The sequence below is a fragment of the Stenotrophomonas sp. STEN087 genome, assembly GCF_056759115.1.
In genome coordinates, this window is the sequence record NZ_JBRRCR010000024.1 from 36,279 (window position 1) to 58,583 (window position 22,305).

Consider the following 22,305-nt stretch of genomic DNA (forward strand, 5'->3'; position numbering starts at 1 on the left):
CAGGCATACGCACTGCTGGAATAACAGGGGAAACGCAACATGCACGATGATCAACCGGTCCACCGCCCGGAAAAGCGGAACGGCGGGGTGCTGCACCGCTTTGCCAAGGCCTACGGCAAGGCACGGGAATGGCATTGCTCACGCCTGCGTGCATCGCTGGTCGGGGTGCGTTTTGCGGTATGGGGGGACAGCGGGCGCTTCACCTCGCACGGCGGATGGCGCATTTCGCGTATCAGCCGCAGCGATTGGGATGCCTGAATCCATGGGCGATACGCAGCAACTATCGTGCGCGGGGGAAATCGGTATTGGCCGTAGCGTGGGCGTATCGCCCATGCTGCGGCGGATGAAACCTTCCCCCATTTCCTTTGCAGGCCAGGTCGGCCTGGTGACCGGCGCGGCCGGCGGTCTCGGCCTGGCCTACAGCCGTTTGATGGCCCAGCGCGGCGCGCACGTGGTGATGCATGACGTGGGTGCCGGCCTGGATGGTCGCGGCAGCGACGCCAGCCGCATCGGCGACGCGGTGGCCGCACTGCAGGCGCAGGGCCTGTCGGTGGAGGCGGCCTCCGGCGCGATCGACGAGCGTGCGTGCTGCCACGCACTGGTCCGCGACGTGCTGCAGCGCCACGGCCGCATCGACTTCATCGTGCACAACGCCGGCTGGGTGGCGTACGAACTGCTCGAGGCGGTGGATGACGATGCGCTGGAGCAGATGCTGCGGGTGGCGGCCAAGACGCCGCTGTGGCTGGCCCAGGCCGCCTGGCCGGCGATGCGCGAGGCCGGTGGTGGCCGCATCGTGGTGACCACCTCCGACCGCGCGCTGTACCCGCAGTACGCGCAGAAGGGCCTGGCCGGTTACGCGATGGCGAAGATGGCCGCGCTGGGGCTGGCCAACGTGCTGGCGCTGGAGGGCGCCGAGCACGGCATCGTGGTCAATGCGGTTTCGCCGGTGGCCAAGACCCGCATGTGGGGCATCGACGGCGAACCCGACGAACTGCACCCGGACGCGGTGGCCAGCGGCGTAGCGTTCCTCGCATCGACGCGCTGTCGCGAAGGCGGCTGGGTGCTGCGTGCGAGCAACGGGCAGTTCCACGCGTTGCGCCTGCAGGAAGCCGAACACGTGGGCTACCCGCGCGACCTGCGTGCGGTCGTCGCGGACAGCATCGAATCGGTGGCCCTGCAGTGGCCGGTGATCGCCCGGCCGAGTGTCGACGCACGCGGCTGAGCGCGTACCCTAGGCAGCCTTCCTGCTGCCCGTGTCGACATGATCGATCTGCGCCTGCTCCGCCAGTTCGTGGCGGTGGCCGAAGAACTGCATTTCCATCGCGCCGCCGCGCGCCTGCACATGTCGCAGCCACCGCTGACGGCGGCGATGCGGCGGCTGGAAGATGAGGTCGGTACCCGCCTGATCGTGCGCGGCAACCGCACGCTGGGGCTGACCGCCGCCGGGCAGACCCTGCTGGTGGAAGCGCGTGCCACGCTGCAGCAGGCCGGTCAGGCCCTGCAGCGCACCCGCGAAGCGGCGGCCGGGCAGATCGGCAGCCTGCGCGTGGGTTATGTGGGCAGCGCCCTGTATGGTCGCCTGCCGGATCTGATCCGCCGGTTCCGCCAGGCATTTCCGCAGGTGCAGCTGCACCTGCATGAGGCCACCTCGCGGCAGCAGCAGCAATGGCTGCGCGAGGAGCGCATCGACCTGGGCGTGCTGATCCCGCCCATTCCATCCACCGAACTGGCGTTGCAGGGCTTCGACCACGATCGCCTGGCCATCGCCTTGCCGCGCAGCCACGCTTTGGCCGCATGTGAGCCGCTCAGCGTGGCGATGCTGGTGGACGAACCCTTCGTGTCCTGGCCGGCAGGCGAGGGCATCGGCTTCCATGCGCAGGTGCTGGGCCTGTGTACCTCGGCTGGATTCACCCCGCGCGTGGTGCAGGAAGCGCAGGGCATGCATGCGGTGCTGTCGCTGGTGGCGGTGGACGCGGGCGTGGCGATCGTGCCGGCCAGGATGGCCAGCTTCCGTCCGCAGGAAGTGGTGTACCGCGTGATCGATGGCGCCGAGGCTGGTTTCGAACTGCAGTTCTGCACACGGCCAGGCGCGGCGGGGCCGGTGCTGCAGCACTTCCTGGCGATGGCTGCCGGGCCGGATCTGTCGTGATCGACATCGTGGCATGCGTTCGCCGGCCACGCAGCACCTGATACGCGGGCTGCAGCACGCTGCTGCGCCGCTGCGCGGGCACCGCAGGGCAAGGGTTTCAGGGCAGCGGGATGACGATCCGTAGATTCCTGATCGGTGCCTGCGGGTAAGCCCTACAGCCAGCGTCGGTGCAGGCGGTCAGCATCCCTTCGCCGGCTGTCATGGCTGGCTGGGATTGGCGTCCCACAAACAACTCTGGCGCGTGTCCGGAAAGATGTCCAAGGAGGGCGTTTTCCGGATGACGCGGCCCGCTGGTCCGTGGTGGGTGATGTGTGGGGATCACCGCGATCCGCCGGTCCGCTCCAGAGTTGCCGGTACGCCAACCCGCATCGCCCGCCGCCCATCCACGGTATTGCGTGGGTGTGAGTGCTGCAGCCCTGTCCAGGCAGGGCGCACCTCATCTGGGGAGTGGCGGCGGGTGGTGCATTTATCGCGTGTGTGGCGGCGCGTCCTGTCCTAAGGCAACAGGTCGCGCGTCATGCGGAAAACATCGGTGACCGCGTACAGGCCGGAGTGCCGCGCAAGATGGGTGCTGTCAGGGCCCTGCGCGATGCCGCTGGCGAGCAGGCGGAACTGGTGGGCCGGGTCGGGCTGGTGCTGCAGGCCGTACAGCGCGTGGCGGTCCAGGTAGTGACGGCCATCGTTGAGCCGCTGGCCACGGGCGATGACACCCTGCAGGTGTTCCCATGCCAGTGGCGTGGCCTGCACGATGTCGTAGAACTCGACGATGGGCGCGCCCTGGCTGACCTCCAGTACGTGGAAGGCATGGTGGCGGTCGGCGACCTGCATGCCCACGACGTCGCCGGCGCGCCAGGCGGTGTGCGCTTTCAGCAGCGGGGGGCGGCGTGCCGGCATCACTGCCGGGCTGCGCAGCAGCGCCTCGATATCTGCACTGCGGCGATGGAAGGTGTCGTTCAACGCGACGGCGGCATTCAACGCCGCAATGGCCGCAACCGCTGCGTCGGTGAGCTGCACATCGACGAAGCCCTGCCGGTGCAGGCACACCGCCAGCGCCAACGCGGTCTTGTGCACATACAGCGGCGCAACCTCGGCCGGGTCGGCCTGCAGGATGCAGTTCCAGCGCAGCAGCACGTTTTCGATCACCTCTGCACCGATCTGCGCAGGCTCGCGCGCGGTCGCCTCAGGGCCGAGGCGCGCCCAGTGCGCGCAGCGCTTCACGTCGCCATCGATGGCCTCGACCAGGCCGGCGGCGGCAAGCAGTTTCAGTACGTCCAGGTGTTTGATCGCCATATGCGCGGCCGCTTCCGATGTGGCCGCCCAGTCTATCGAGCGCCGAACAGGTGTTCGACCATGTAATCGATGAACACCCGCAGGCGCGCGCTGGGCTGGCGGTTGCCGGGCCACAGCAGCGAGAACTGACCCTGCTGGTGCGGCAGCGCGGGCAGCACGTCCTGCAGGCGACCATCGGCCAGTGCATCGGCCGCAAGGAAATCGGGCATCCAGCCCGCGCCCATGCCGCCGATGGTGGCCGACAGCATCGCCTCCATGTTGTTGCAGGTCATGCTGGTGGCCATGTCGGCGGCGGCGTCGCCGTGATGGCCGGGCAGGGTCCACGGCTGCAGCTTGCCGCTGCTGGGAAAGCGGAAGCGCACCGCCGCCAGCCGCTGCAGGTCCGCTTGCTGCTGCGGCATGCCGCATGCCTGCAGGTACTGCGGCGATGCACACACCATGAAGCGGAACGTACCCAGCTGGCGTGCCATGAGGCTGGAGTCGGCCAGCTCGCCACTGCGGATCACCGCATCCAGTCCTTCGTTGACCACATCCACCAGGCGGTCGTTGAAATCCAGTTCCAGCTGCACCTGCGGATAGCGCTGCTGGAAGCCGGGAAGCACCGGCAGCAGGAAGCGGTAGCCGATGGTCGGCAGGCCGATGCGCAGCACCCCGCGCGGCGCGTGCTGCCGATGGGCGAGATCGGCCTGCGCGTCGGACAGCTCATCCAGGGCGCGCCGGCAGCGCTGCAGCAGCAGTTCGCCTTCGTCGGTCAGGTGCAGGCGGCGGGTGGTGCGATGGAACAGGCGCGTGCCGAGGTCCTGTTCCAGCCGGGCGATGCGCTTGCCGACCGCCGAAGCGGTGAGGCCGAGAACGCGGGCGGCGCCGACGATGCTGCCGGCCTCGGCAGTGCGGACAAAGGCGAGCAGGGCGGAAATCGAGTCCATGTCGGGATGATTGCGGAATGTATAGACGCAATCAACATCCTTGCAACGCGTTTTTCCCGGACCGACGCACATTCATCATCACGGCCCTTCGTGAAAGGAGGACCGCATGGACCCCCGTGGTACCCAGGATTCCCGCGCCGCTGGACGCGGTGCGCTGCTCGCCGTGTGCCTGGCCGCGCTCGCGCTGCCGCTGGCCTTTTCCGCAGGTGCGGTGGTCGTCCCGTCGCTGCAGCTGGGGCCGGGCGCTTCGCCGCTGGCGCTGGCCTGGGTGACCAATGCCTTCATGCTGACCTTTGGCGGCCTGCTGCTGGCGGCCGGTGCGCTGGCCGACCGGCTGGGCCGGCGTCGCGTGTTCCTGGCCGGAACCGCTGGCTTCGCTGCCACCACTGCCTGCGTCTGCCTGGCGCCTGACCTGGTGTGGCTGGATATCGCGCGCGGCCTGCAGGGCGTTGCCGCCGCCGCCGCGCTGGCCTCGGGCACGGCGGCATTGGCGCACGCCTGGCAGGGGCCCGGCCGTGCGCGCGCGTTCGCCCTGCTCGGCACCACCTTCGGTGCCGGCCTTGCACTGGGACCACTGCTGGCCGGGGCCCTGCTGCAGCTGGCCGGCTGGCGCAGCGTGTTCGCCACCAGCGGCGTGCTGGCCCTGCTGGCCTGCGCGCTGGGTGCGCGCGTACTGCGCGAAAGCCATGGCGATCGCGTGCGCCTGGATGTGGCGGGCATGCTGGTCTTCAGCCTGATGCTGGCCAGCCTGACCCTGGCGCTGCTGTGGCTGGGTGAGCACGGCATCGGCATGCCGCGCGTGCAGATCGCGTTCCTCGCCTGCGTCGTGCTGGCGTCGCTGTTCGTCTGGATCGAGCGCCGGCAGGCTGCACCGCTGCTTGATCTCTCGCTGTTCTCGCAGCGCGCCTTCGTCGGCGTGCAGCTGCTGCCGGTGGCGACCTGCTTCGGCTACGTGGTGCTGCTGGTGGTGCTGCCGCTGCAGCTGCTGGGCGTGCACGGGCAGGGCACGGGCATCGTCGGCCTGCAGATGCTGGCGTTGTCGGCGCCGTTGCTGGTGCTGCCGATGCTGGCCGCACGCTGGGCGCAGCACGTCGGCAGCACGCTGCTGTGCACGCTGGGCCTGCTGCTGTGCGCGCAGGGCCTGTGGTGGTTGTCGCGGCATGCCGCCACGCCGGTGCCGATGCTGTGGATTCCGCCGTTGCTGCTGATCGGTGCAGGCGCGGCGCTGCCGTGGGGCCTGATGGACGGCCTGTCGGTCAGCGTGGTGCCGGTACAGCGTGCCGGCATGGCCGCCGGCATGTTCGGCACCGTGCGCGTGGCCGGCGAAGGCATTGCCCTGGCGGCGGTGACCGCGCTGCTGGCGGGGCTGATCGGACGCTACCTGCCGTCGGCCTGGCCGGAGGCTACGGCATCGGCATCGATGTATCTGGTGACCGGTGATCTGGAGACCGCGCAGGCATGGCTGCCGCACGCCACAGTGGCCGAACTGCAGCAGGCCAGTGGCGAGGCATTGGCCACCCTGCTGCGCGTGCTGTCTGCGCTGACCTTTGCCTGCGCGCTGCTGCTGCAGCTGCTGCTGGGGCGCAGCGCCCCGTCGCATGAAGGCGTGGCCGACTCGGCGTAAGTCGCGCGGGATGTCATCGCCGTGTAGGCAAGGACTCACGCGGCCTATGCCGCCGTACGCCTAGAGTCGGTCATCCCCGTCCCCCACGGAGACCTGCCATGTGGCTGCTTGATCATCTCTGGCCCAGCCGCCGTCCGTTGCCGCCGCCGATGGCCCTCGAACCGCCGTTGCCACCGCGCAGGCCGTGGCTGAAGCGCCCCGCACGCGCCGGGCGCAGCGGCATGGCACCGTGGCAGAAGGTTGCCCCGGCCACGCGCCGCACGCGCCACTAGGCCGTGCGGTCGGCGGGATGGTTGACCCCGTCATTGACAGGGATGATGCCCAGCGCAAAGGGATCGATGCCTTCCAGGCAGGCGACGTTGTAGCCGTACTGGTCCGGGTTGGAGCGGCGCCGGTGATGGGTGTAGATGCCGCAGACGCCGCAGAAGTAATGTTCCGCCACGTGGGTGTTGAACTGGTACAGGCGCAGCTGGTCCTGGCCGCGCACCACCTGCAGCCCCTCGCGGGTGACGCTGGCGGCGATGGCACCGCGGCGCCGGCACATCGAGCAGTCGCAGCGGCGCGGGTCGACGATGCCGTCGGGCAGGTCCAGCAGCAGCTCCACTGCGCCGCAATGGCAGGTGGCGCGGTGCCGGGGCTGCACGGCCACGCCGGCTACGGAGGTGATTCCCATCGCTGTTCCCTGCTGTGGTGACCCGGCCAGTATGCGCTGACAGGCTGGCCCGCGCCCGTTGCTGAATGGGTCGGTGATGCCAGCGTCAGCCGGCTTGTGGCTAACTATGCCGCCCCCCGTACGCGACAGGATGCCCGTGAGAGCCGCAGGACGTTGGATGACAGCATGTGCCATGGCGCTGCTCGCGCTGTGGGTGGCCGGTTTGTTCGCCTACCAGCTGCCCGGGCCGGGCTGGCTGTCGGCGGGCGTGGCCGTGCTGTGGCTGCTGGCCGCGCTGTGGACGGCGTTGACGGTGGCGCGCGGGAAAGGCACGAAGCGCTGGACCGGCTTCTACGTGGCGTCGGTGGCGCTGGCGGGCCTGTGGTGGCTGCTGCTGACCCCACGCCAGGACCGCGACTGGGCTGACGACGTGGCCCAGCGCCTGCACGTTGAATCCTTCGATGGCCGCCACGTGGTGCTGGACAATGTGCGTGACTTCACCTGGCGCACGGAGACCGACCATGACGCGCGCTGGGTGCGCCGCGAATACGATCTGGACCAGCTGCGCTCGGCCGATCTGGTGCTGTCGTACTGGATGGGCCCGGCCATCGCCCACACCCTGGTGTCCTTCGGTTTCGACGATGGCCGCCACCTGGTGTTCTCGCTGGAAATCCGCAAGGAGCAGGGCGAATCGTTCTCGGCCCTGGGTGGCTTCTTCCGTCGCTTCGAGATGACTTTGGTCGCCTCCGAAGAGACCGATATCCTGCGCACGCGCACCAATGCCCGTGGCGAGGACGTCTACCTGTACCGCCTGTACGGGCTGGATCGCGGCCAGCTCAAAGCGTTGTTCGCTGCCTATCTCGATGAGGCGAAGCAGCTGGATGCCGCACCGGCGTTCTACAACACGGCTACCAGCAACTGCACCACGATCGTCTTCGACCTGGCCCGGCATATCGCCCCCGGCCTGCCGCTGGACTATCGCCTGCTGCTCTCCGGCTACCTGGCCGAGTACGCACAGGAGGTGGGGGCGCTGATGCCCGGCGTGCCGTATGCCGAGCTGCACGCCAAGGGCCGCATCACCGAGCGCGCGCTGCACATGGCCGCGGGCGAGAACTATTCCACCGTGATCCGCCGCGGCATTCCCGGCACCGAGCAGGACCCGCAGCAATGACCCTCGATTTCCCGATCCGCTGGCAGCGCGTGCTGCCGGCGCTGCTGGCTGCGTTCGTCCTGCTGGGTGGCAGCGGCTGCGCCATGGTTACCGTCAAGCAGGTGGCGTCCAGCGATTCGCTGGTGAACAAGCGCGCCGACGTGCTCAACACCGGCAAGCTCAGCCCGGCCTCGCGCGAGACGCTCAGTGCCGCCGGCCTGGACGAATCGCAGTGCGAGAAGGACTTCCTGGTCTGCCGCAGCACGCTGCTGATGACCGATGACCTGAATGTCGAGCAGCGGCTGTCGACCCTGTCCGAACTATGGGTGAAGGCCGCGCTGGCGCTGACCCCGAAGAAGCACGCCGCCGGCGAGCCGCCGATGAGCGATGCCGCACTCGATGCCTGGCTGGAGGCCGCGCGGTACGGCTATGCCTACCTGTTCTTCAGCGGTCGCTCGCCCTCGGACCGTGCGTTCGAGGACCGGCAGACGCAGGTGCGCGACTACTACAACTACGCGGCGGAAAAGGCCGCCGTGGTGCTGTTCGCGCGTGCACGGGCGGCGGCGCTGGCCGGCGAGGATTACACCCGGCCGATGTCTGCCGGCAGCTGGACGCTGGCGGCCAACTACCAGCAGCTGGCACTGAAAAGCATTCCTTCGCAGCTGGTGCCGGCCGGTTCGGTCAGCTTCGTCGGCCTGCGCAGCACCTACCGCCGCGATGGCTTCGGTGCCGAGCTGGTGATGGTGATGGATCCGCCGAAACTGGTGGTGCCGGTGGTGGCCGCCGACGGACCCAAGGCTGAGACCCCACCGGACGAAGATGACGGCGCGCGCGGACGCCGCCATCGGCATGACGACAGCGTGCCCGAGTTCAGCGAGATGTCCTCGGTCAATGTCACCGCGCTGCTGCGCTTCGAGGGCGACAGCCTGGACGATGTGATGCGCACGCGGCGGGTCGAACTGGATGCTTATTCGCCGGAAGCCACCGAGCGCATCACCCTGCATGGCGAACAGGTGCCGCTGGCCGGCAACTTCACCGCGGCCTATGGCCTGTGGCTGGCGCAGAGTGGCTTCGCCACGCAGTCGCTGCGCACGCTGTTTGGCCTGAGCGAGGGCATCGGCGAGCCGCACATCTACCTGATGCAGCCGTGGGACCCGAACCGCCGCATCATCTTCATGCTGCACGGCCTGGCCAGCAGCCCGGAAGCGTGGGTGAACCTGGCCAACGAGATCATGGGCGACCCGGAGCTGCGCCGGCAGTTCCAGGTGTGGCAGGTCTATTACCCGACCAACGCGCCCATCGCCCTGAACCGCTACGAGATCGCCAACGCCTTCAACGACACGTTGCAGCACTTCGATCCCAGCGGCAGCACGCGTGCATCGAAGGACATGGTCTACATCGGCCACAGCATGGGCGGCGTGCTGGCGCGGCTGCTGGTGAGTGATTCCGGTGATGTGCTGTGGAACGACCTGCTGGCCAACTATGACCTGAAGGGCGAACGCCTGAACCGCGTGCAGAGCAAGCTGGGGCCGCTGCTGCACTTCAAGGCGCAACCCAACGTGGAGCGTGCGATCTTCATCGCCGCCCCGCACCAGGGCACCGACATTGCCGGCAACAAGGTCGGCCGCCTGATCGGCCGGCTGGTGCGCCTGCCGCTGACCATCCTGGGCAAGTTCGAGGACGTGTTCCTGGCGCTGGCGCAGGCCGAGCAGCAGGTCGATGGCACCGCCAAGCCAAAGATCCCCAACAGCATCGACAACCTCAAGGCCAGCGATCCGTTCGTGAAGGCCGCCGCGCAGCTGCCGATCGAGCCGGGGCTGAAGTACCACTCGATCATCGCCCAGCGCAAACCGGAACTGCCGCTGGAGAAATCCGACGATGGCCTGGTGCCGTACTGGAGCGCGCACCTGCCGGGCGCGCAGTCGGAGAAAGTGATCATCTCCGGGCACAGCGTGCAGGAAAGCCCGCAGGCGGTGCTGGAAGTGCGGCGCATCCTGCACCGTGACATCGATGAGGTGGCGACCGGTAACCGGCCGTGACATGCGGGGGTCGGAGCCGTTTTCTGCGAAAACGGATCCGACCCCGGGGTGGCAAGCCGCTTAGGCCAGGAGGGGGGGGTGGGCCCACCAACCCAGCCCCCCCACCCGGGGCCCCGCCCCCCGCCCCCCCCCCCCCCCCCCGGGGGGCGGCCGCGGCGCGGCCCCCCCCCCCGGGCGCGCGTGGGGGGGGGGGCCGCCCTCCGCCGCCACCCCCGCCCCCCCACCCCGGGGTCAGATCCCTTTCCGCAGGAAAGGGCTCTGACCCCAAACAGCGACTACACCCGCCGCGCGACCACCGCGCCCAGCACCGCCAGCCCCACCGTGATCGCCAGGCACAGCACGTAACCGGTATGCGGCGCCTGCTCGACGAACAGCGCGAACAACGCACCCGACAACGCAAGCGCGGTAGCCACGCACAGCGCCTCGCTCAACTGCAGGGCCGAACTGTTGCGGCCCTGTTCCTGCGGCGCGGACAGCGACAGCGTCAGCACCGACAGGCTGGCGTAGATCATGCCCATGCCGAAACCGGTGACCGTCCAGCCGAGCAGCGCGACAGGCAGTGGCACCGCGTTGAACAGCACCGCCAGGGTGGCGGTGATGCCGATGGTCATCAGCACCGTGCCCACGCGCAGCAGCTGCTGCCGCGACCAGCCGCGCTGCTGGTGGCCCTGGAGCCACGAGCCACTGAACCAGCCCAGTGCGCCCAGGCTCAGCACGGCGCCCGCCCAGCTCGGCGACAGGCCGCGCTCACGTTGCAGCAGCAGCGGCAGGTAAGCCTCGCAGGCGAAGAACGCCGCGGCGGCGACACCACGCAACGCAATCACGCTGGGCAGGCCCCGGCGCAGGCGCAGCGTGCCCGGCGGCAACAGGCGGTGCCCGCACAGCAGCAGACTGACCACGGCCACGCCCATGCAGGCCAGCGCCGGCACGCCCTGCTGCTGGCCACCGAAATAGAGCAGCAGCGCGGCCAGCGATGCACCGATGGCCCAGCGCACGACATCGCCGCTGCTGTCCTCGTCGCGGGCTTCAACGGGCGCCTGCCGCGCCAGCGCCGGGCGCAGCATCAACGCCGCCGGAATCGCCAGCAGTGGCACGATCAGGAACACCCAGCGCCAGCCCAGGTGCTGCACGATCAGGCCGCTCAGCGCCGGCCCCACCATCGACGGCACCACCCAGCCGGCCGAGAACGCAGCGAAGACCTTCGGCCGCAGCCCCTCGGGATAGTTGCGGCCGACCATCACGTACAGCGCCACCGAGATCGCGCCGCTGCCCAGGCCCTGCAGCAGGCGCCCTGCGACCAGCGTGCCCATGCGCGTGGCCAGGCCGGCCAGCAGCAGGCCCAGCACGAAGCAGGCAAGGCCCCACCACAGCGGTCGCGCCGGGCCGCTGCGGTCGGTCCAGCGCCCGGCCACGGTCATGCCGACCACGCTGGTGGCCAGGGTGCCGCCGAAGGCCAGCGCGTACAGGCGCAGGCCATCCAGTGCCTCGGCCACGGTGGGCATCGCCGCGGCCACGGCCAGTGCTTCGAAGGCGAGCAGGGCGACCAGCACGACCATGCCGATGGTGGTGCTGCGGTGGGCGGGCGAAAGGATGGAATCGGGTGCGGACGTGGCCGTCGCTGGTGCTGCGGTGGGGGTGTTCATGCGGGGGAAGATGCTCGGGCCGCGCTTGTCATCCGGCGGCGAAGGACGCAGCATGACACCTGAACCATGGTTGAGGTCAAGCAATGCAGGAAGCGGAACTGAGCGTGGGCGACGTGGCCCGTCGCAGCGGCGTCGCGGTGTCGGCGCTGCACTTCTACGAGCGCAAGGGCCTGATCAGCAGCCTGCGCACGGCGGGCAACCAGCGTCGCTATGCGCGCGACGTGCTGCGCCGTCTGGCGGTGATCCGCGTTGCACAGCGCGTGGGCATGCCACTGGAAGCGGTGGCCCGCGCATTCGAGACCCTGCCGCAGGGCCGCGCGCCGACCAAGGCCGACTGGGCGCGGCTGTCCGCGCGCTGGCAGCAGGAACTGGAAGAGCGCATCCACATGCTGCAGCTGCTGCGCGATGAACTGACCGGCTGCATCGGCTGCGGCTGCCTGTCACTGAGGCGCTGCCGCCTGGCCAACCCCGACGACGTGCTCGGCGAACGCGGCGACGGCCCCATGCGCTGGGGCTGACAAAAAGGGGACGGAGGGGATTAAGTCGTTTGTGCACAAACGACTTAATCCCCTCCGTCCCCTTTTTTTACCAGACGGTGAGGGTCTCGCCGCTCTGGATGCCTTCCACGGCGCGCTGGAAGGCCAGTGCCGCACGCTGCGCGGGTACGGCTTCGAAGCCGGGGAAGTAGGGGCCGTAGGACGCCAGTGATTCGGCCAGCACGTTCGGGCTGACCGCGTTGATGCGCAGGCCGCGCGGCAGCAGTTCGAGCGCGGCGGCGCGCACGAAGCCCTCCAGCGCCTGGTTCACCGCGGTGGCGTTGACGCCGTCGCGGATCGGCTGCGCGCTGATGATGCCGGTGGTGAGGGTGATCGAGCCGCCCGGGGTCAGGTGATGTTGCGCCGCCAGCGCCAGCCGCACCTGGCCGAGCAGCTTGTCCTGCAGGCCGCTGTTGAACTGCGCGGCGGTCATCGTCTGCAACGGGCCGAAATGCACGTTGCCGGTGGTCGAGATCACCGCATCGACCGGGCCGGTCTGCGCGAACAGGGTCGAGACACTTTCATCGTCGGCCAGATCCACGCGCAGCGCGCCGCTGCGGCGGCCGGCGGCAAGAATCTCGTGATGCTGGCCAAGGTGGCGGGCGACCGCCTGGCCGAGAGTGCCGCTGGCACCGACAAGCAGGATCTTCATCGTGGCGTCCTCATGGGGAAGGGCTCCAGTCTGCGCCGCCGGATATGGGTTTGGTAAGCGGCGTATGATTCGCATATTCCTAACCAAGAGTTAGCAATGGATACCTTGCGCTGCATGCAGGCCTTCGTGGCCGTGGCCGAGCACGGCAGCTTCGCGGCGGCCGCCGTGCAGCTGCAGGTGTCGGCGGTGATGGTCGGCAAATACATCCAGCAGCTGGAAGCGCACCTGGGCACCGCGCTGCTGCAGCGGAACACCCGTCACCAGCGGCTGACCGAGGCGGGCGCGGCCTACCTGGCGGGTTGCCGACAGGTGCTGGAGCAGGTGCAGCAGGCCGAGGCCGATGTGGCCGGGCTGCAGCGGCAGCCGCAGGGCCTGCTGCGGATCAGTGCGCCCACCACCTGGGGCAGCTGCGTGCTGGCACCGTTGCTGTCGGGCCTGCTGCGCGCGCAGCCACTGTTGAACATCGAATTGGATCTCAGCAACCGCCGGGTGGACCTGATCGAAGATGGCTTCGATGCGGCGATCCGGGTCGGGCCGCTGCCCTCGCAGGAACTGGTGGCGCGCCCGCTGCCGCCGTATGCGATGAGCCTGTGCGCATCGCCGGCCTACCTGCGGCGGCGAGGCACGCCACGGACGCCGGCCGACCTGGCCGGGCATGACTGCCTGAGCCATCTGGCCTGGCGCGGCGGCCATGGCTGGCAGCTGGCCAATGGCGAACAGGTCGATTGGGATGCACGGTTGACCAGCAACGATGGCTATGCGCTGCGTGAAGCGGCGGTGGCCGGTGCCGGATTGATCCTGCAGCCGACGGCGCTGCTGGCGGCGGATATCGCGGCCGGGCGCCTGAAGCCGCTGCTGCGCGGGTACGTGCCGGAGCCGCGGCCGATGCATCTGATCTACCTGCCGGACCGGAGGCCACGCCCGCGGCTGCAGTGTTTCGTGGAGTACGTGCTGCAGCACGTGGGGTAGATCGACGCCATGCATCGATCCAAGCGGTCAGTAGATCGACGCCATGCGTCGATGCCGGCGTGTCGGTGCACTGGGGAAGGCTCCATCCACGCACGGCGTGGATCTACTGGTGGTCGGGTCAATCATTCGCCGCCGACAACGCCCGCCCACGCTGCTGCATCGACGCCATGCATCGATCCAAGCGGTCAGTAGATCGACGCCATGCGTCGATGCCGGCGTGTCGGTGCACTGGGGAAGGCTCCATCCACGCACGGCGTGGATCTACTGGTGGTCGGGTCAATCATTCGCCGCCGACAACGCCCGCCCACGCTGCTGCATTGACGCCATGCATCGATCCAAGCGGTCAGTAGATCGACGCCATGCGTCGATGCCGGCGTGTCGGTGCACTGGGAAGGCTCCATCCACGCACGGCGTGGATCTACTGGTGGTCGGGTCAATCATTCGCCGCCGACAACGCCCGCCCACGCTGCTGCGCCGCCTGCAGCGCCTTGGCCACCAGCGCCTCGAAACCATCGGCCTGGAAGCTCTCGATCGCCGCCTGGGTGGTGCCGTTGGGCGAGGTCACCCGGCGCCGCAGTTCGGCCGGGCTCTCACCGGCTTCGTCCAGCATCCGCGATGCGCCCAGCAGGGTCTGCACCACCAGCGCACGGGCGGCGTCGGCCGGCAGGCCCTGGGCAATGCCGGCCGCCTCCATCGCTTCGGCCAGCAGGAATACATACGCCGGGCCGCTGCCGGACACGGCGGTGACCGAATCCATCAGCGCCTCGTCATCAATCCACACCGTGCGCCCGGCGCTGGCCAGCACGCGATCAGCCTGCGCCTGCTGCTGCGCATCCACCGCCGCCGTGGCATACAGGCCGGTCACGCCGGCGCCGAGCAGTGCAGGGGTGTTCGGCATCGCGCGCACCACCGGCAGCGCACCGCCCAGCCAGCGCTGCAGCTGCGCACTGGTGATGCCTGCGGCAATGGACACCACCAGCGGTGCCTGCGCCTGCGCCTGGGCCAGCGCCTGCAGCGACTGGCAGACCTCGCGCAGCACCTGCGGCTTCACCGCCAGCAGCCAGGTCTGGCCCTGCGCGGCGGCCTCGGCGGCGTTGTCATGGATCTGCACGCCGAAATCGGCGGCCAGTGCCTCGCGCAGGGCCGCCACCGGCTCGGCCACGTGGATCTGCGCTGCCGGCACGCCCTGGCGGACCAGCCCGGCAATCAGGCTGCGGGCCATGTTGCCGCCGCCGATGAAGGTGATCGATTCAACTGTCATGCGGAATTCCTTGGTTCAGGCCGGGCGCGGGCGCGCACCGAACAGGGCGGTGCCGATGCGCACCAGGGTGGCACCTTCGGCGATGGCCTCGGCGTAGTCGCTGCTCATGCCCATCGACAGGGTGTCCACCTGCGGATGGCGCGCGGCCAGCGAGTCAAAAAGTGTGCGCATGCGCACGAAGGCGTCGCGACGGCGCTCGGCTTCCGGCCACGGCGCGGGAATGGCCATCAGCCCGCGCAGGCACAGCGTGGGCTCGGCGCCGATGGCCTCGGCCAGCGCGTCCACGTCCTGCGGCGCACAGCCGTGCTTGCTGGATTCATCGTCGATGTTGACCTGGATGAGCACGTTCAGCGGCGCGCGCCCGGCCGGGCGATGGCGGGCCAGGGCCGCTACCAGCTTGGGCCGGTCCACGCTCTGCACCCAGTCGAAGTGGCTGGCCACGGCCTCGGCCTTGTTCGACTGCAGGTGGCCGATCAGGTGCCATTCCAGCCCCAGCGCCTGCAGCGCCTGCATCTTGGCCAGGGCTTCCTGCACGTAGTTCTCGCCGAAGGCGCGCTGGCCCTGCGCGGCCAGGGCGGCCACGGCCTCGGCCGGCTGGGTCTTGGAAACCGCCAGCAGGCGCGGCGGTGGCCGCCCGGCGGCCTCGGCGGCGTTGTGCAGGTTGCTCAGGATCTCGGGCAGGGCAGTGGCCACGTAACGCGTTCCAGTGTGACAGGAGGCTATACTGCCGCCAGGGGAAAGATCCTTCCAGTCGAAGCCGTTATTGGGGAGTAGCCGCTCATGGATATCGCCGAGCTGTTGGCGTTTTCCGTAAAGAACAAAGCGTCCGACCTGCACCTGTCTGCAGGCCTGCCGCCGATGATCCGCGTGGACGGCGATGTTCGCCGGATCAACATCCCGGCCCTGGACCACAAGCAGGTCCATGCGCTGGTGTACGACATCATGTCCGACAAGCAGCGGCGCGATTACGAGGAATTCCTCGAAGTCGACTTCTCCTTCGAGATTCCGTCGCTGGCGCGCTTCCGTGTCAACGCCTTCAACCAGAACCGCGGCGCCGGTGCGGTGTTCCGTACCATTCCGTCCGAGGTGCTCACCCTTGAGGACCTGGCCTGCCCGCCGCTGTTCCGCGAGGTGATCCAGCAGCCGCAGGGCCTGATCCTGGTGACCGGCCCGACCGGTTCGGGCAAGTCGACCACGCTGGCGGCGATGATCGACTACATCAACAAGAACGAATACGGCCACATCCTCACCGTCGAGGATCCGATCGAATTCGTGCACACCTCGCAGAAGTGCCTGATCAACCAGCGCGAAGTGCACCGCGATACGCACGGCTTCAACGAAGCACTGCGCTCGGCACTGCGTGAGGATCCGGACATCATCCTGGTGGGCGAACTCCGCGACCTGGAAACCATCCGCCTGGCGCTGACCGCCGCGGAAACCGGCCACCTGGTGTTCGGCACCCTGCACACCAGCTCGGCGGCCAAGACCATCGACCGCATCATCGACGTGTTCCCGGCCGGCGAAAAGCCGATGGTGCGCTCGATGCTGTCCGAATCGCTGCGCGCGGTCATCTCGCAGGCGCTGCTGAAGAAGGTCGGCGGCGGCCGTACCGCAGCGTGGGAAATCATGGTCGGCACCCCGGCCATCCGCAACCTGATCCGCGAAGACAAGGTCGCGCAGATGTACTCGGCCATCCAGACCGGCCAGCAGTACGGAATGATGACCCTGGACCAGCACCTGCAGGACCTGGTCAAGCGCAGCCTGATCACCCGCAACCAGGCCCGCGAGTACGCCAAGGACAAGCGTCTGTTCGAGTAAGGCGAGGCAACGGTGGGGCGGTGCGCATGCATGCCGCCGTCCCGCGATGTCCTGTCCACCGACCGATCTCTGGCAAACGCCCATTCGGAGCCCGCCATGAACAGCACCGCCAGTACCGCCAGCACCATCGATTTCACCTCGTTCCTCAAGCTGATGGCGCACCAGCGCGCCTCGGATCTGTTCATCACCGCGGGCATGCCGCCGGCGATCAAGGTCAACGGCAAGATCTCGCCGATCACGCAGACGCCGCTGACCCCGCAGCAGAGCCGCGACCTGGTCCTCAACGTGATGACCCCGGCACAGCGCGAGGAATTCGAGAAGACCCACGAGTGCAACTTCGCCATCGGCCTGGCCGGTGTCGGTCGTTTCCGCGTGAGCTGCTTCTACCAGCGCAACCAGGTCGGCATGGTGCTGCGTCGTATTGAAACGCGCATCCCGACCGTGGAAGAACTGAGCCTGCCGCCGATCATCAAGACGCTGGCGATGACCAAGCGCGGCATCATCCTCTTCGTCGGCGCCACTGGCACCGGCAAGTCGACCTCGCTGGCGGCGATGATCGGTTACCGCAACCAGAACTCGACCGGCCACATCATCACCATCGAAGACCCGATTGAGTTCGTGCACAAGCACGAGGGCTGCATCATCACCCAGCGCGAAGTCGGCATCGATACCGACAGCTGGGAAGCGGCCCTGAAGAACACCCTGCGCCAGGCGCCGGACGTGATCATGATCGGCGAGGTGCGTACCCGCGAGGGCATGGACCACGCCATCGCCTTCGCCGAAACCGGCCATCTGGTGCTGTGCACCCTGCATGCCAACAACGCCAACCAGGCGATGGACCGCATCATCAACTTCTTCCCGGAAGACCGCCGCAACCAGCTGCTGATGGATCTGTCGCTGAACCTCAAGGGCGTGGTCGCGCAGCAGCTCGTTCCTTCGCCCGATGGCCGTTCGCGCAAGGTCGCGATGGAGATCCTGCTGGGCACGCCGCTGGTGCAGGACTACATCCGCGACGGCGAGATCCACAAGCTCAAGGAGCTGATGAAGGAATCGGTCGAGTTGGGCATGAAGACCTTCGACCAGAGCCTGTTCGAGCTGTACCAGGCCGGCGAGATCAGCTACGAGGACGCGCTGCGTTACGCCGATTCGCAGAACGAAGTGCGCCTGCGCATCAAGCTCAGCCAGGGCGGCGATGCGCGCACCCTGTCGCAGGGCCTGGATGGCGTGGAGATTTCCGAAGTTCGTTGATCGCTGCGGGCGCCATCGGGCGCCCGCCACGCCAGGGAGGGCGACATGCGTGCGACAGCGGTGATGATCCTGATGGCGGCCGTGCTGCTGCAGCCGGCCTGCAGCCGGGCGCCGTCGCCGGCCGCAGCGCCTGCGGTTGCGGTTGCGGCCCAGGGCTGCGCGGATCCGCAGGCACAGCAGTGGTATGTGCCTTCGGCCGAGGCGCTGCTGCCGCCCCCGGGGGAACTGCTGCCTTTCCCCGGTTTCCATGCTTTGAGCACGACCAGCTACGTGCGCCAGCTGCGCTGGGTCGAGGGGCTGCCCGAGCCCTCGTTCCGCTGCGGACTCCTGCCTGTGCAGGCCTACCGTTTTGCCTGGATTCCCTCGTTCTTCTCCGGCATTACCGTACGCGCGCAGCGCAATGCGGCGGGCCAGGCGTGGATCATTGCCCGTGCTGGCCCGGGATTGGAGCCGCACCTGCAGCCACCGCCTCCACCGGGTGTCGAAGACCCGGACGCCATACGCTGGTCGTGTCCGCCGCCGCGTGCGTTGAGCGAGCGCGAATGGGCATCCGTCGTTGCCGCGTTCGCTGCGATGCAGGGCGAGGACGAGCGGTTCGGTCTGGATGGTTCGACGTGGGCGTTCGAGTCGCTGCGCGACGGCGAGCAGCGTCTGATCACCCGTTGGGAGCCCCGTGATCCGACCTTCCGCAATGCCGGGCGACTGATGATGGCGCTGGCCGGATGCACCGACGCCCTGCAGGCGATGGGGTGAGCTGAGCAGCACTGGCGCCGCTCCTGCGCCTCTGCGATAGTCGCGCCGTCACCGCGTTCGCGGGACAGGGGGAGCCGGCACCATGCCGGCGCGACACACAGGGTTGCACATGGAATTGCACGATCCGTACTGGGCGCCGTCGACGACGGCGCCTCCGCCGCTGCCTGCTGCCCAGGGGCCGGTGGACATGACCGCCATCACCTTCAGCAGCGAGGGCCGTCAGCTCACTGCGGCCACCATCGCCGCGGGTTATTCCTCGTCGCTGGTGGTACGCCGCTGGCTCGCCACGATCATCGATTCCATGGTGTTTGCGCTGGTCTTCTTCGTTCCGGGTGTCCTGCTGCGCGAGACACTGGCACAGACGGTGATGCCGTTTCTGCTGCTGCTGCTCGTCGCCTATTACCCGGTCATGGAAACCCAGCTGGGCGGCTCGCTGGGCAAGCTGGCCACCGGTACCCGGGTGGTGAACCTGCAGGGCGGCTGGCCCTCGTGGTGGCAGTCCATCATCCGCACGCTGATGCGCCTGATCGAGGTCAATCCGATGCTGATCGGTGGCATTCCCGCCGGCATCACCGCACTGGTGTCCAGGCACCACCAGCGCCTGGGCGACATGATGGCCCGCACCTACGTGCTGCATCGCCAGGACATCGAACGCGTGCGCCGGTCATCGCGCGGCATCGCCGCTGCGTGACGTTGCAGAACGCAGCGCCCGCCTGAAGGACGCCGGCCGCGCGCCGGCACCACCACACCACGCCAGAAGGTTCGCACATGGACATGCACGACCCCTATCGCGCGCCGGCCGCATCGCCGGCGCCGCCACCGCTGCTGCCTGCGGCAACGCGCAGTTTCGAAGTCTCCACCGCGGCGGCGTACTACTCGCCGTCCACCCTGAAGATCGCCGCGCTGTCGCTGGCGTCGATGGGCCTGTATCCGATGTACTGGTTCTGGCAGAACTGGCGCGCGATCAAGCGCGAGACCGGCGGGACACAGTGGCCGTGGGCGCGCGCGGTGTTCTGCCCGCTCTGGTCGTTCCTGTGCTTCAGTGACCTGCGCGACGTGGCGCAGTCGCGGCGTCGGCAGCTGGCTTTCGCGCCGGCGGTGCTGGGCGTGCTGTTCTTCGTGCTCAACCTCGCCGGTCGACTGCCCAACGGCGCCGCCCTGATCGCGCTCTTCGGTTTCGTGCCGCTGCTGCCGGTCAACAGCCTGCTGCGGCAGTACCACCATGATGAAAAAGTGGACATGCAGCGCATGGATCGCTTCGGTGTCTGGCACATCCTGCTGACCCTGGCCGGCGGCGCGGTGCTGCTGCTGTCCGTCCTGGGCTACGCGATGGGTAATGTGGATTGATGAAATCCAGTCATGACCGACTGCCATCCAGGTCGTTCAATCCAGCGGGGGTAGGGGCGTATCGTCGTCGTTCCCCCTCTGGAGCATGACGATGCAGACACGTGAACTCGGCCGCAGTGGCCTGAAGGTTTCCGCCCTTGGCCTGGGCTGCATGGGCCTGAGCCACAGCTATGGCCCGCCGGTCGAGCACGGCCAGGGCATCGCCCTGCTGCACGCCGCCGTCGAGCGCGGCGTGACCTTCTTCGATACCGCCGAAGTCTACGGCCCGTACACCAATGAAGCACTGGTGGGCGAGGCACTGGCGCCGTACCGCGACAAGCTGGTGATCGCCACCAAGTTCGGCTTCAAGGACGCCCGCACCGATACCGGCCTGGACAGCCGCCCGGAAAACATCCGCGCGGTGGCCGAGGCCAGCCTCAAGCGCCTGCGCACCGACCACATCGATCTGTTCTACCAGCACCGCGTGGACCCGAACGTGCCGATCGAGGACGTGGCCGGCACCGTGCGCGACCTGATCGCCGAAGGCAAGGTCGGCCACTTCGGCCTGTCCGAGGCCAGCGCCGCGACGGTGCGTCGTGCGCATGCGGTGCAGCCGGTGGCCGCGGTGCAGAGCGAGTACTCGCTGTGGTGGCGCGAGCCGGAGCGCGAACTGCTGCCGACCCTGCAGGAACTGGGCATCGGCTTCGTGCCGTTCAGTCCGCTCGGCCGTGGCTTCCTGACCGGCACCATCACCGCCGATACCACCTTCAGCGACAACGATTTCCGCAACAGCGTGCCGCGTTTCGAAGTGGAGGCACGTCGCGCCAACCAGGCGCTGGTGGATCGCATCGGCACGATTGCCGCGGCCCGTGGCGCGACCCCGGCGCAGGTGGCACTGGCCTGGCTGCTGGCGCAGGCACCGTGGATCGTGCCGATTCCGGGCACCACCAAGGTCCATCGCCTGGAGGAAAACCTGGCCGCGACCGAACTGGTGCTGTCCACGGACGAGCTGCAGCGCATCGCCCAGGTGCTGGAAGAAGTGTCGATCGTCGGCGAGCGCTACAACGCGCAGCGCGCGGCGCAGGCCAAGGGCTGATCTGATCTGTGCTGTGGTGGGTGCGGGCCGTTGGTGGTGGGTGCGGATTGTTGGCGGTGGGTGCGGACCGTTGGTCCGCACTCCTTGACCCTCACCCCATCGGCCCGCGCAGCGCATCCAGCACCGTGCGCATGGCCACGCTGACATGCCGACGCGACGGGTAATAGGCGTAGTAGCCGTCGAAGGTCGGGCACCAGCCATCCAGCACCGACTGCAGGCGGCCCTGTTCCAGCAGGGCCAACACCTGGTCCTCGGGCAGCCAGGCCAGGCCGCTGCCGGCCAGCGCGGCCTCGCGGGTCATGCCCATGGTGTTGAAGGTCCACTGGCCGCTGACACGCACGCTCAGTTCATTGCCATCCTGGCCGAAATCCCACGGCATCAGCCCGCCGTGCGTGGGCAGGCGCAGGGTGATGCAGTTGTGCGCGGCCAGCTCCTGCGGGTGCTGAGGCACGGTGTGCTGGCGGAAGTAGCTGGGTGCACCGACCACGCGCATGCGCAGCGGCGGGCTTATCGGCACCGCCACCATGTCGCGGGCCAGGCGTTCGCCGAGGCGGATGCCGATGTCATAGCGTTCGGCAACGATGTCGGCCAGCGCGTAGTCGGCGGTCAGTTCGACGTTCAGATCGGGGTACTGCTGCAGCAGCGGCGCCAGCCGTGGCCAGGCGAGGTATTCGGCGGCGTGGCCGGTGGCGTTGATGCGGATGGTGCCGGCGGGGCGCTCGCGGTATTCGGCCAGCGCGGCCAGTTCGTTCTCGATCTCGGCCAGGCGCGGGGCGAGGGTATCGAGCAGGCGGGCGCCGGCTTCGGTGGTGGACACGCTGCGGGTGGTGCGGGTGAGCAGGCGCACGCCGAGGCGTTCTTCCAGGCCGCGCATGGCGTGGCTGAGGGCGGACTGGGAGACGCCGAGCTGGGCGGCGGCCTTGGTGAAGCTGCCCTGGCGGGCAACGTGGACGAAGGCCTGCAGGTCGTTGAGGTTTTCGCGGGGCATGAGGGGATGATACGGCCGGGCTGCGCCCGGCACCTGCCGAAGCAACGTCAACTTCAAAAGCTGGCTTCCTGTGGGAGGCGGGGGGGGGGGGGGGGGGGGGGGGGGGGGGAGGGCGGCCGGGGGGGCGGCTGCGAGACGGCTCAGGGCGGCGAAGGCGGCCACCCCGTCCGCCACCAAACCGCCCC

23 protein-coding genes are annotated in these 22,305 nt (G+C 68.7%); 15 read left to right on the forward strand and 8 right to left on the reverse strand.

Annotated features, from left to right (window positions below; translation table 11 throughout):
- Positions 1-39: 39 nt before the first annotated feature.
- From ACVOK1_RS08810 to ACVOK1_RS08820, 3 genes are all read left to right on the forward strand, one after another.
- Entirely contained in the window at positions 40-258 is a 219-nt protein-coding gene (locus tag ACVOK1_RS08810; protein ID WP_108768001.1) for a hypothetical protein, read from the forward strand.
- An 85-nt stretch (positions 259-343) separates the two neighbouring features.
- Complete coding sequence (locus ACVOK1_RS08815; protein ID WP_481561782.1) at positions 344-1,222, forward strand: SDR family NAD(P)-dependent oxidoreductase; 879 nt, start codon at positions 344-346, stop codon at positions 1,220-1,222.
- A 39-nt stretch (positions 1,223-1,261) separates the two neighbouring features.
- Positions 1,262-2,149 carry a LysR family transcriptional regulator gene (locus ACVOK1_RS08820; protein ID WP_481561783.1) on the forward strand — a complete coding sequence of 296 codons (888 nt, stop codon included), beginning with the start codon at positions 1,262-1,264 and terminating at the stop codon, positions 2,147-2,149.
- Between the two features lie 495 nt (positions 2,150-2,644).
- On the opposite strand, the gene ACVOK1_RS08825 is transcribed toward ACVOK1_RS08820, so the two are convergent.
- Positions 2,645-3,439: a hypothetical protein gene (locus ACVOK1_RS08825; RefSeq protein WP_481561784.1), complete on the reverse strand. Its 795-nt coding sequence runs from the start codon at positions 3,437-3,439 to the stop codon at positions 2,645-2,647.
- Between the two features lie 32 nt (positions 3,440-3,471).
- Positions 3,472-4,365, reverse strand: a complete 894-nt coding sequence (locus ACVOK1_RS08830; protein ID WP_481561785.1) for a LysR family transcriptional regulator — start codon at positions 4,363-4,365, stop codon at positions 3,472-3,474.
- Between the two features lie 106 nt (positions 4,366-4,471).
- On the opposite strand from ACVOK1_RS08830, the gene ACVOK1_RS08835 reads away from it, so the two are divergent.
- On the forward strand, positions 4,472-5,989 hold the full coding sequence (locus tag ACVOK1_RS08835) for an MFS transporter (RefSeq protein ID WP_481561786.1): 1,518 nt from the start codon (positions 4,472-4,474) through the stop codon (positions 5,987-5,989).
- A 98-nt stretch (positions 5,990-6,087) separates the two neighbouring features.
- Positions 6,088-6,261, forward strand: coding sequence for a hypothetical protein (locus ACVOK1_RS08840; protein ID WP_164073627.1), 174 nt, complete (start codon positions 6,088-6,090; stop codon positions 6,259-6,261).
- Here the strand turns inward: ACVOK1_RS08840 and ACVOK1_RS08845 are convergent.
- Positions 6,258-6,662, reverse strand: a complete 405-nt coding sequence (locus tag ACVOK1_RS08845; protein ID WP_313204426.1) for a GFA family protein — start codon at positions 6,660-6,662, stop codon at positions 6,258-6,260. The genes ACVOK1_RS08840 and ACVOK1_RS08845 overlap by 4 nt on opposite strands.
- A 172-nt stretch (positions 6,663-6,834) precedes the next feature.
- Here ACVOK1_RS08845 and ACVOK1_RS08850 point away from each other — a divergent pair, with 172 nt between their 5' ends.
- Positions 6,835-7,812, forward strand: a complete 978-nt coding sequence (locus ACVOK1_RS08850; protein WP_481561787.1) for an Lnb N-terminal periplasmic domain-containing protein — start codon at positions 6,835-6,837, stop codon at positions 7,810-7,812.
- Positions 7,809-9,830 (forward strand): esterase/lipase family protein, encoded by a 2,022-nt coding sequence (locus tag ACVOK1_RS08855; RefSeq protein ID WP_481561788.1) that lies wholly within the window; start codon positions 7,809-7,811, stop codon positions 9,828-9,830. Before ACVOK1_RS08850 ends, ACVOK1_RS08855 begins: the two co-directional genes overlap by 4 nt.
- Before the next feature lie 275 nt (positions 9,831-10,105).
- On the opposite strand, the gene ACVOK1_RS08860 is transcribed toward ACVOK1_RS08855, so the two are convergent.
- On the reverse strand, positions 10,106-11,527 hold the full coding sequence (locus ACVOK1_RS08860) for an MFS transporter (RefSeq protein ID WP_481561789.1): 1,422 nt from the start codon (positions 11,525-11,527) through the stop codon (positions 10,106-10,108).
- A gap of 29 nt (positions 11,528-11,556) precedes the next feature.
- Between ACVOK1_RS08860 and soxR the strand changes: the two genes are divergently transcribed.
- The gene (gene soxR / locus ACVOK1_RS08865; protein WP_108768011.1) at positions 11,557-11,991 is read left to right on the forward strand and encodes a redox-sensitive transcriptional activator SoxR; all 435 of its coding nucleotides are present in this window, start codon (positions 11,557-11,559) and stop codon (positions 11,989-11,991) included.
- 67 nt (positions 11,992-12,058) lie between these two features.
- Here the strand turns inward: soxR and ACVOK1_RS08870 are convergent, their stop codons facing one another.
- The gene (locus ACVOK1_RS08870; protein ID WP_481561790.1) at positions 12,059-12,661 is read right to left on the reverse strand and encodes a short chain dehydrogenase; all 603 of its coding nucleotides are present in this window, start codon (positions 12,659-12,661) and stop codon (positions 12,059-12,061) included.
- Positions 12,662-12,757: 96 nt separating this feature from the next.
- Here ACVOK1_RS08870 and ACVOK1_RS08875 point away from each other — a divergent pair, with 96 nt between their 5' ends.
- Positions 12,758-13,630 (forward strand): LysR family transcriptional regulator, encoded by an 873-nt coding sequence (locus ACVOK1_RS08875; RefSeq protein WP_200751417.1) that lies wholly within the window; start codon positions 12,758-12,760, stop codon positions 13,628-13,630.
- A gap of 433 nt (positions 13,631-14,063) precedes the next feature.
- Here ACVOK1_RS08875 and proC read toward each other — a convergent pair whose 3' ends face one another.
- Together proC and ACVOK1_RS08885 are read right to left on the reverse strand one after the other, a co-directional pair.
- Positions 14,064-14,891 (reverse strand): pyrroline-5-carboxylate reductase, encoded by an 828-nt coding sequence (gene proC / locus ACVOK1_RS08880; RefSeq protein ID WP_481561791.1) that lies wholly within the window; start codon positions 14,889-14,891, stop codon positions 14,064-14,066.
- A 15-nt stretch (positions 14,892-14,906) separates the two neighbouring features.
- A complete protein-coding gene (locus tag ACVOK1_RS08885) occupies positions 14,907-15,584 on the reverse strand; it encodes a YggS family pyridoxal phosphate-dependent enzyme (RefSeq protein WP_406232695.1) in 678 nt (225 codons plus the stop codon).
- A gap of 87 nt (positions 15,585-15,671) precedes the next feature.
- Between ACVOK1_RS08885 and ACVOK1_RS08890 the strand changes: the two genes are divergently transcribed.
- From ACVOK1_RS08890 to ACVOK1_RS08915, 6 genes are all read left to right on the forward strand, one after another.
- The gene (locus ACVOK1_RS08890) at positions 15,672-16,709 is read left to right on the forward strand and encodes a type IV pilus twitching motility protein PilT (RefSeq protein ID WP_004147099.1); all 1,038 of its coding nucleotides are present in this window, start codon (positions 15,672-15,674) and stop codon (positions 16,707-16,709) included.
- A 96-nt stretch (positions 16,710-16,805) separates the two neighbouring features.
- Positions 16,806-17,957, forward strand: a complete 1,152-nt coding sequence (locus ACVOK1_RS08895) for a PilT/PilU family type 4a pilus ATPase (RefSeq protein ID WP_108768016.1) — start codon at positions 16,806-16,808, stop codon at positions 17,955-17,957.
- A gap of 45 nt (positions 17,958-18,002) precedes the next feature.
- The gene (locus ACVOK1_RS08900) at positions 18,003-18,710 is read left to right on the forward strand and encodes a hypothetical protein (protein ID WP_481561792.1); all 708 of its coding nucleotides are present in this window, start codon (positions 18,003-18,005) and stop codon (positions 18,708-18,710) included.
- A gap of 109 nt (positions 18,711-18,819) precedes the next feature.
- Positions 18,820-19,401: an RDD family protein gene (locus tag ACVOK1_RS08905; RefSeq protein ID WP_481561793.1), complete on the forward strand. Its 582-nt coding sequence runs from the start codon at positions 18,820-18,822 to the stop codon at positions 19,399-19,401.
- Between the two features lie 77 nt (positions 19,402-19,478).
- A complete protein-coding gene (locus tag ACVOK1_RS08910; RefSeq protein ID WP_108768019.1) occupies positions 19,479-20,057 on the forward strand; it encodes a hypothetical protein in 579 nt (192 codons plus the stop codon).
- 91 nt (positions 20,058-20,148) lie between these two features.
- On the forward strand, positions 20,149-21,132 hold the full coding sequence (locus ACVOK1_RS08915; RefSeq protein WP_313206693.1) for an aldo/keto reductase: 984 nt from the start codon (positions 20,149-20,151) through the stop codon (positions 21,130-21,132).
- Between the two features lie 91 nt (positions 21,133-21,223).
- On the opposite strand, the gene ACVOK1_RS08920 is transcribed toward ACVOK1_RS08915, so the two are convergent.
- Positions 21,224-22,120, reverse strand: coding sequence for a LysR family transcriptional regulator (locus ACVOK1_RS08920; RefSeq protein ID WP_481561795.1), 897 nt, complete (start codon positions 22,118-22,120; stop codon positions 21,224-21,226).
- Between the last annotated feature and the right edge of the window lie 185 nt (positions 22,121-22,305).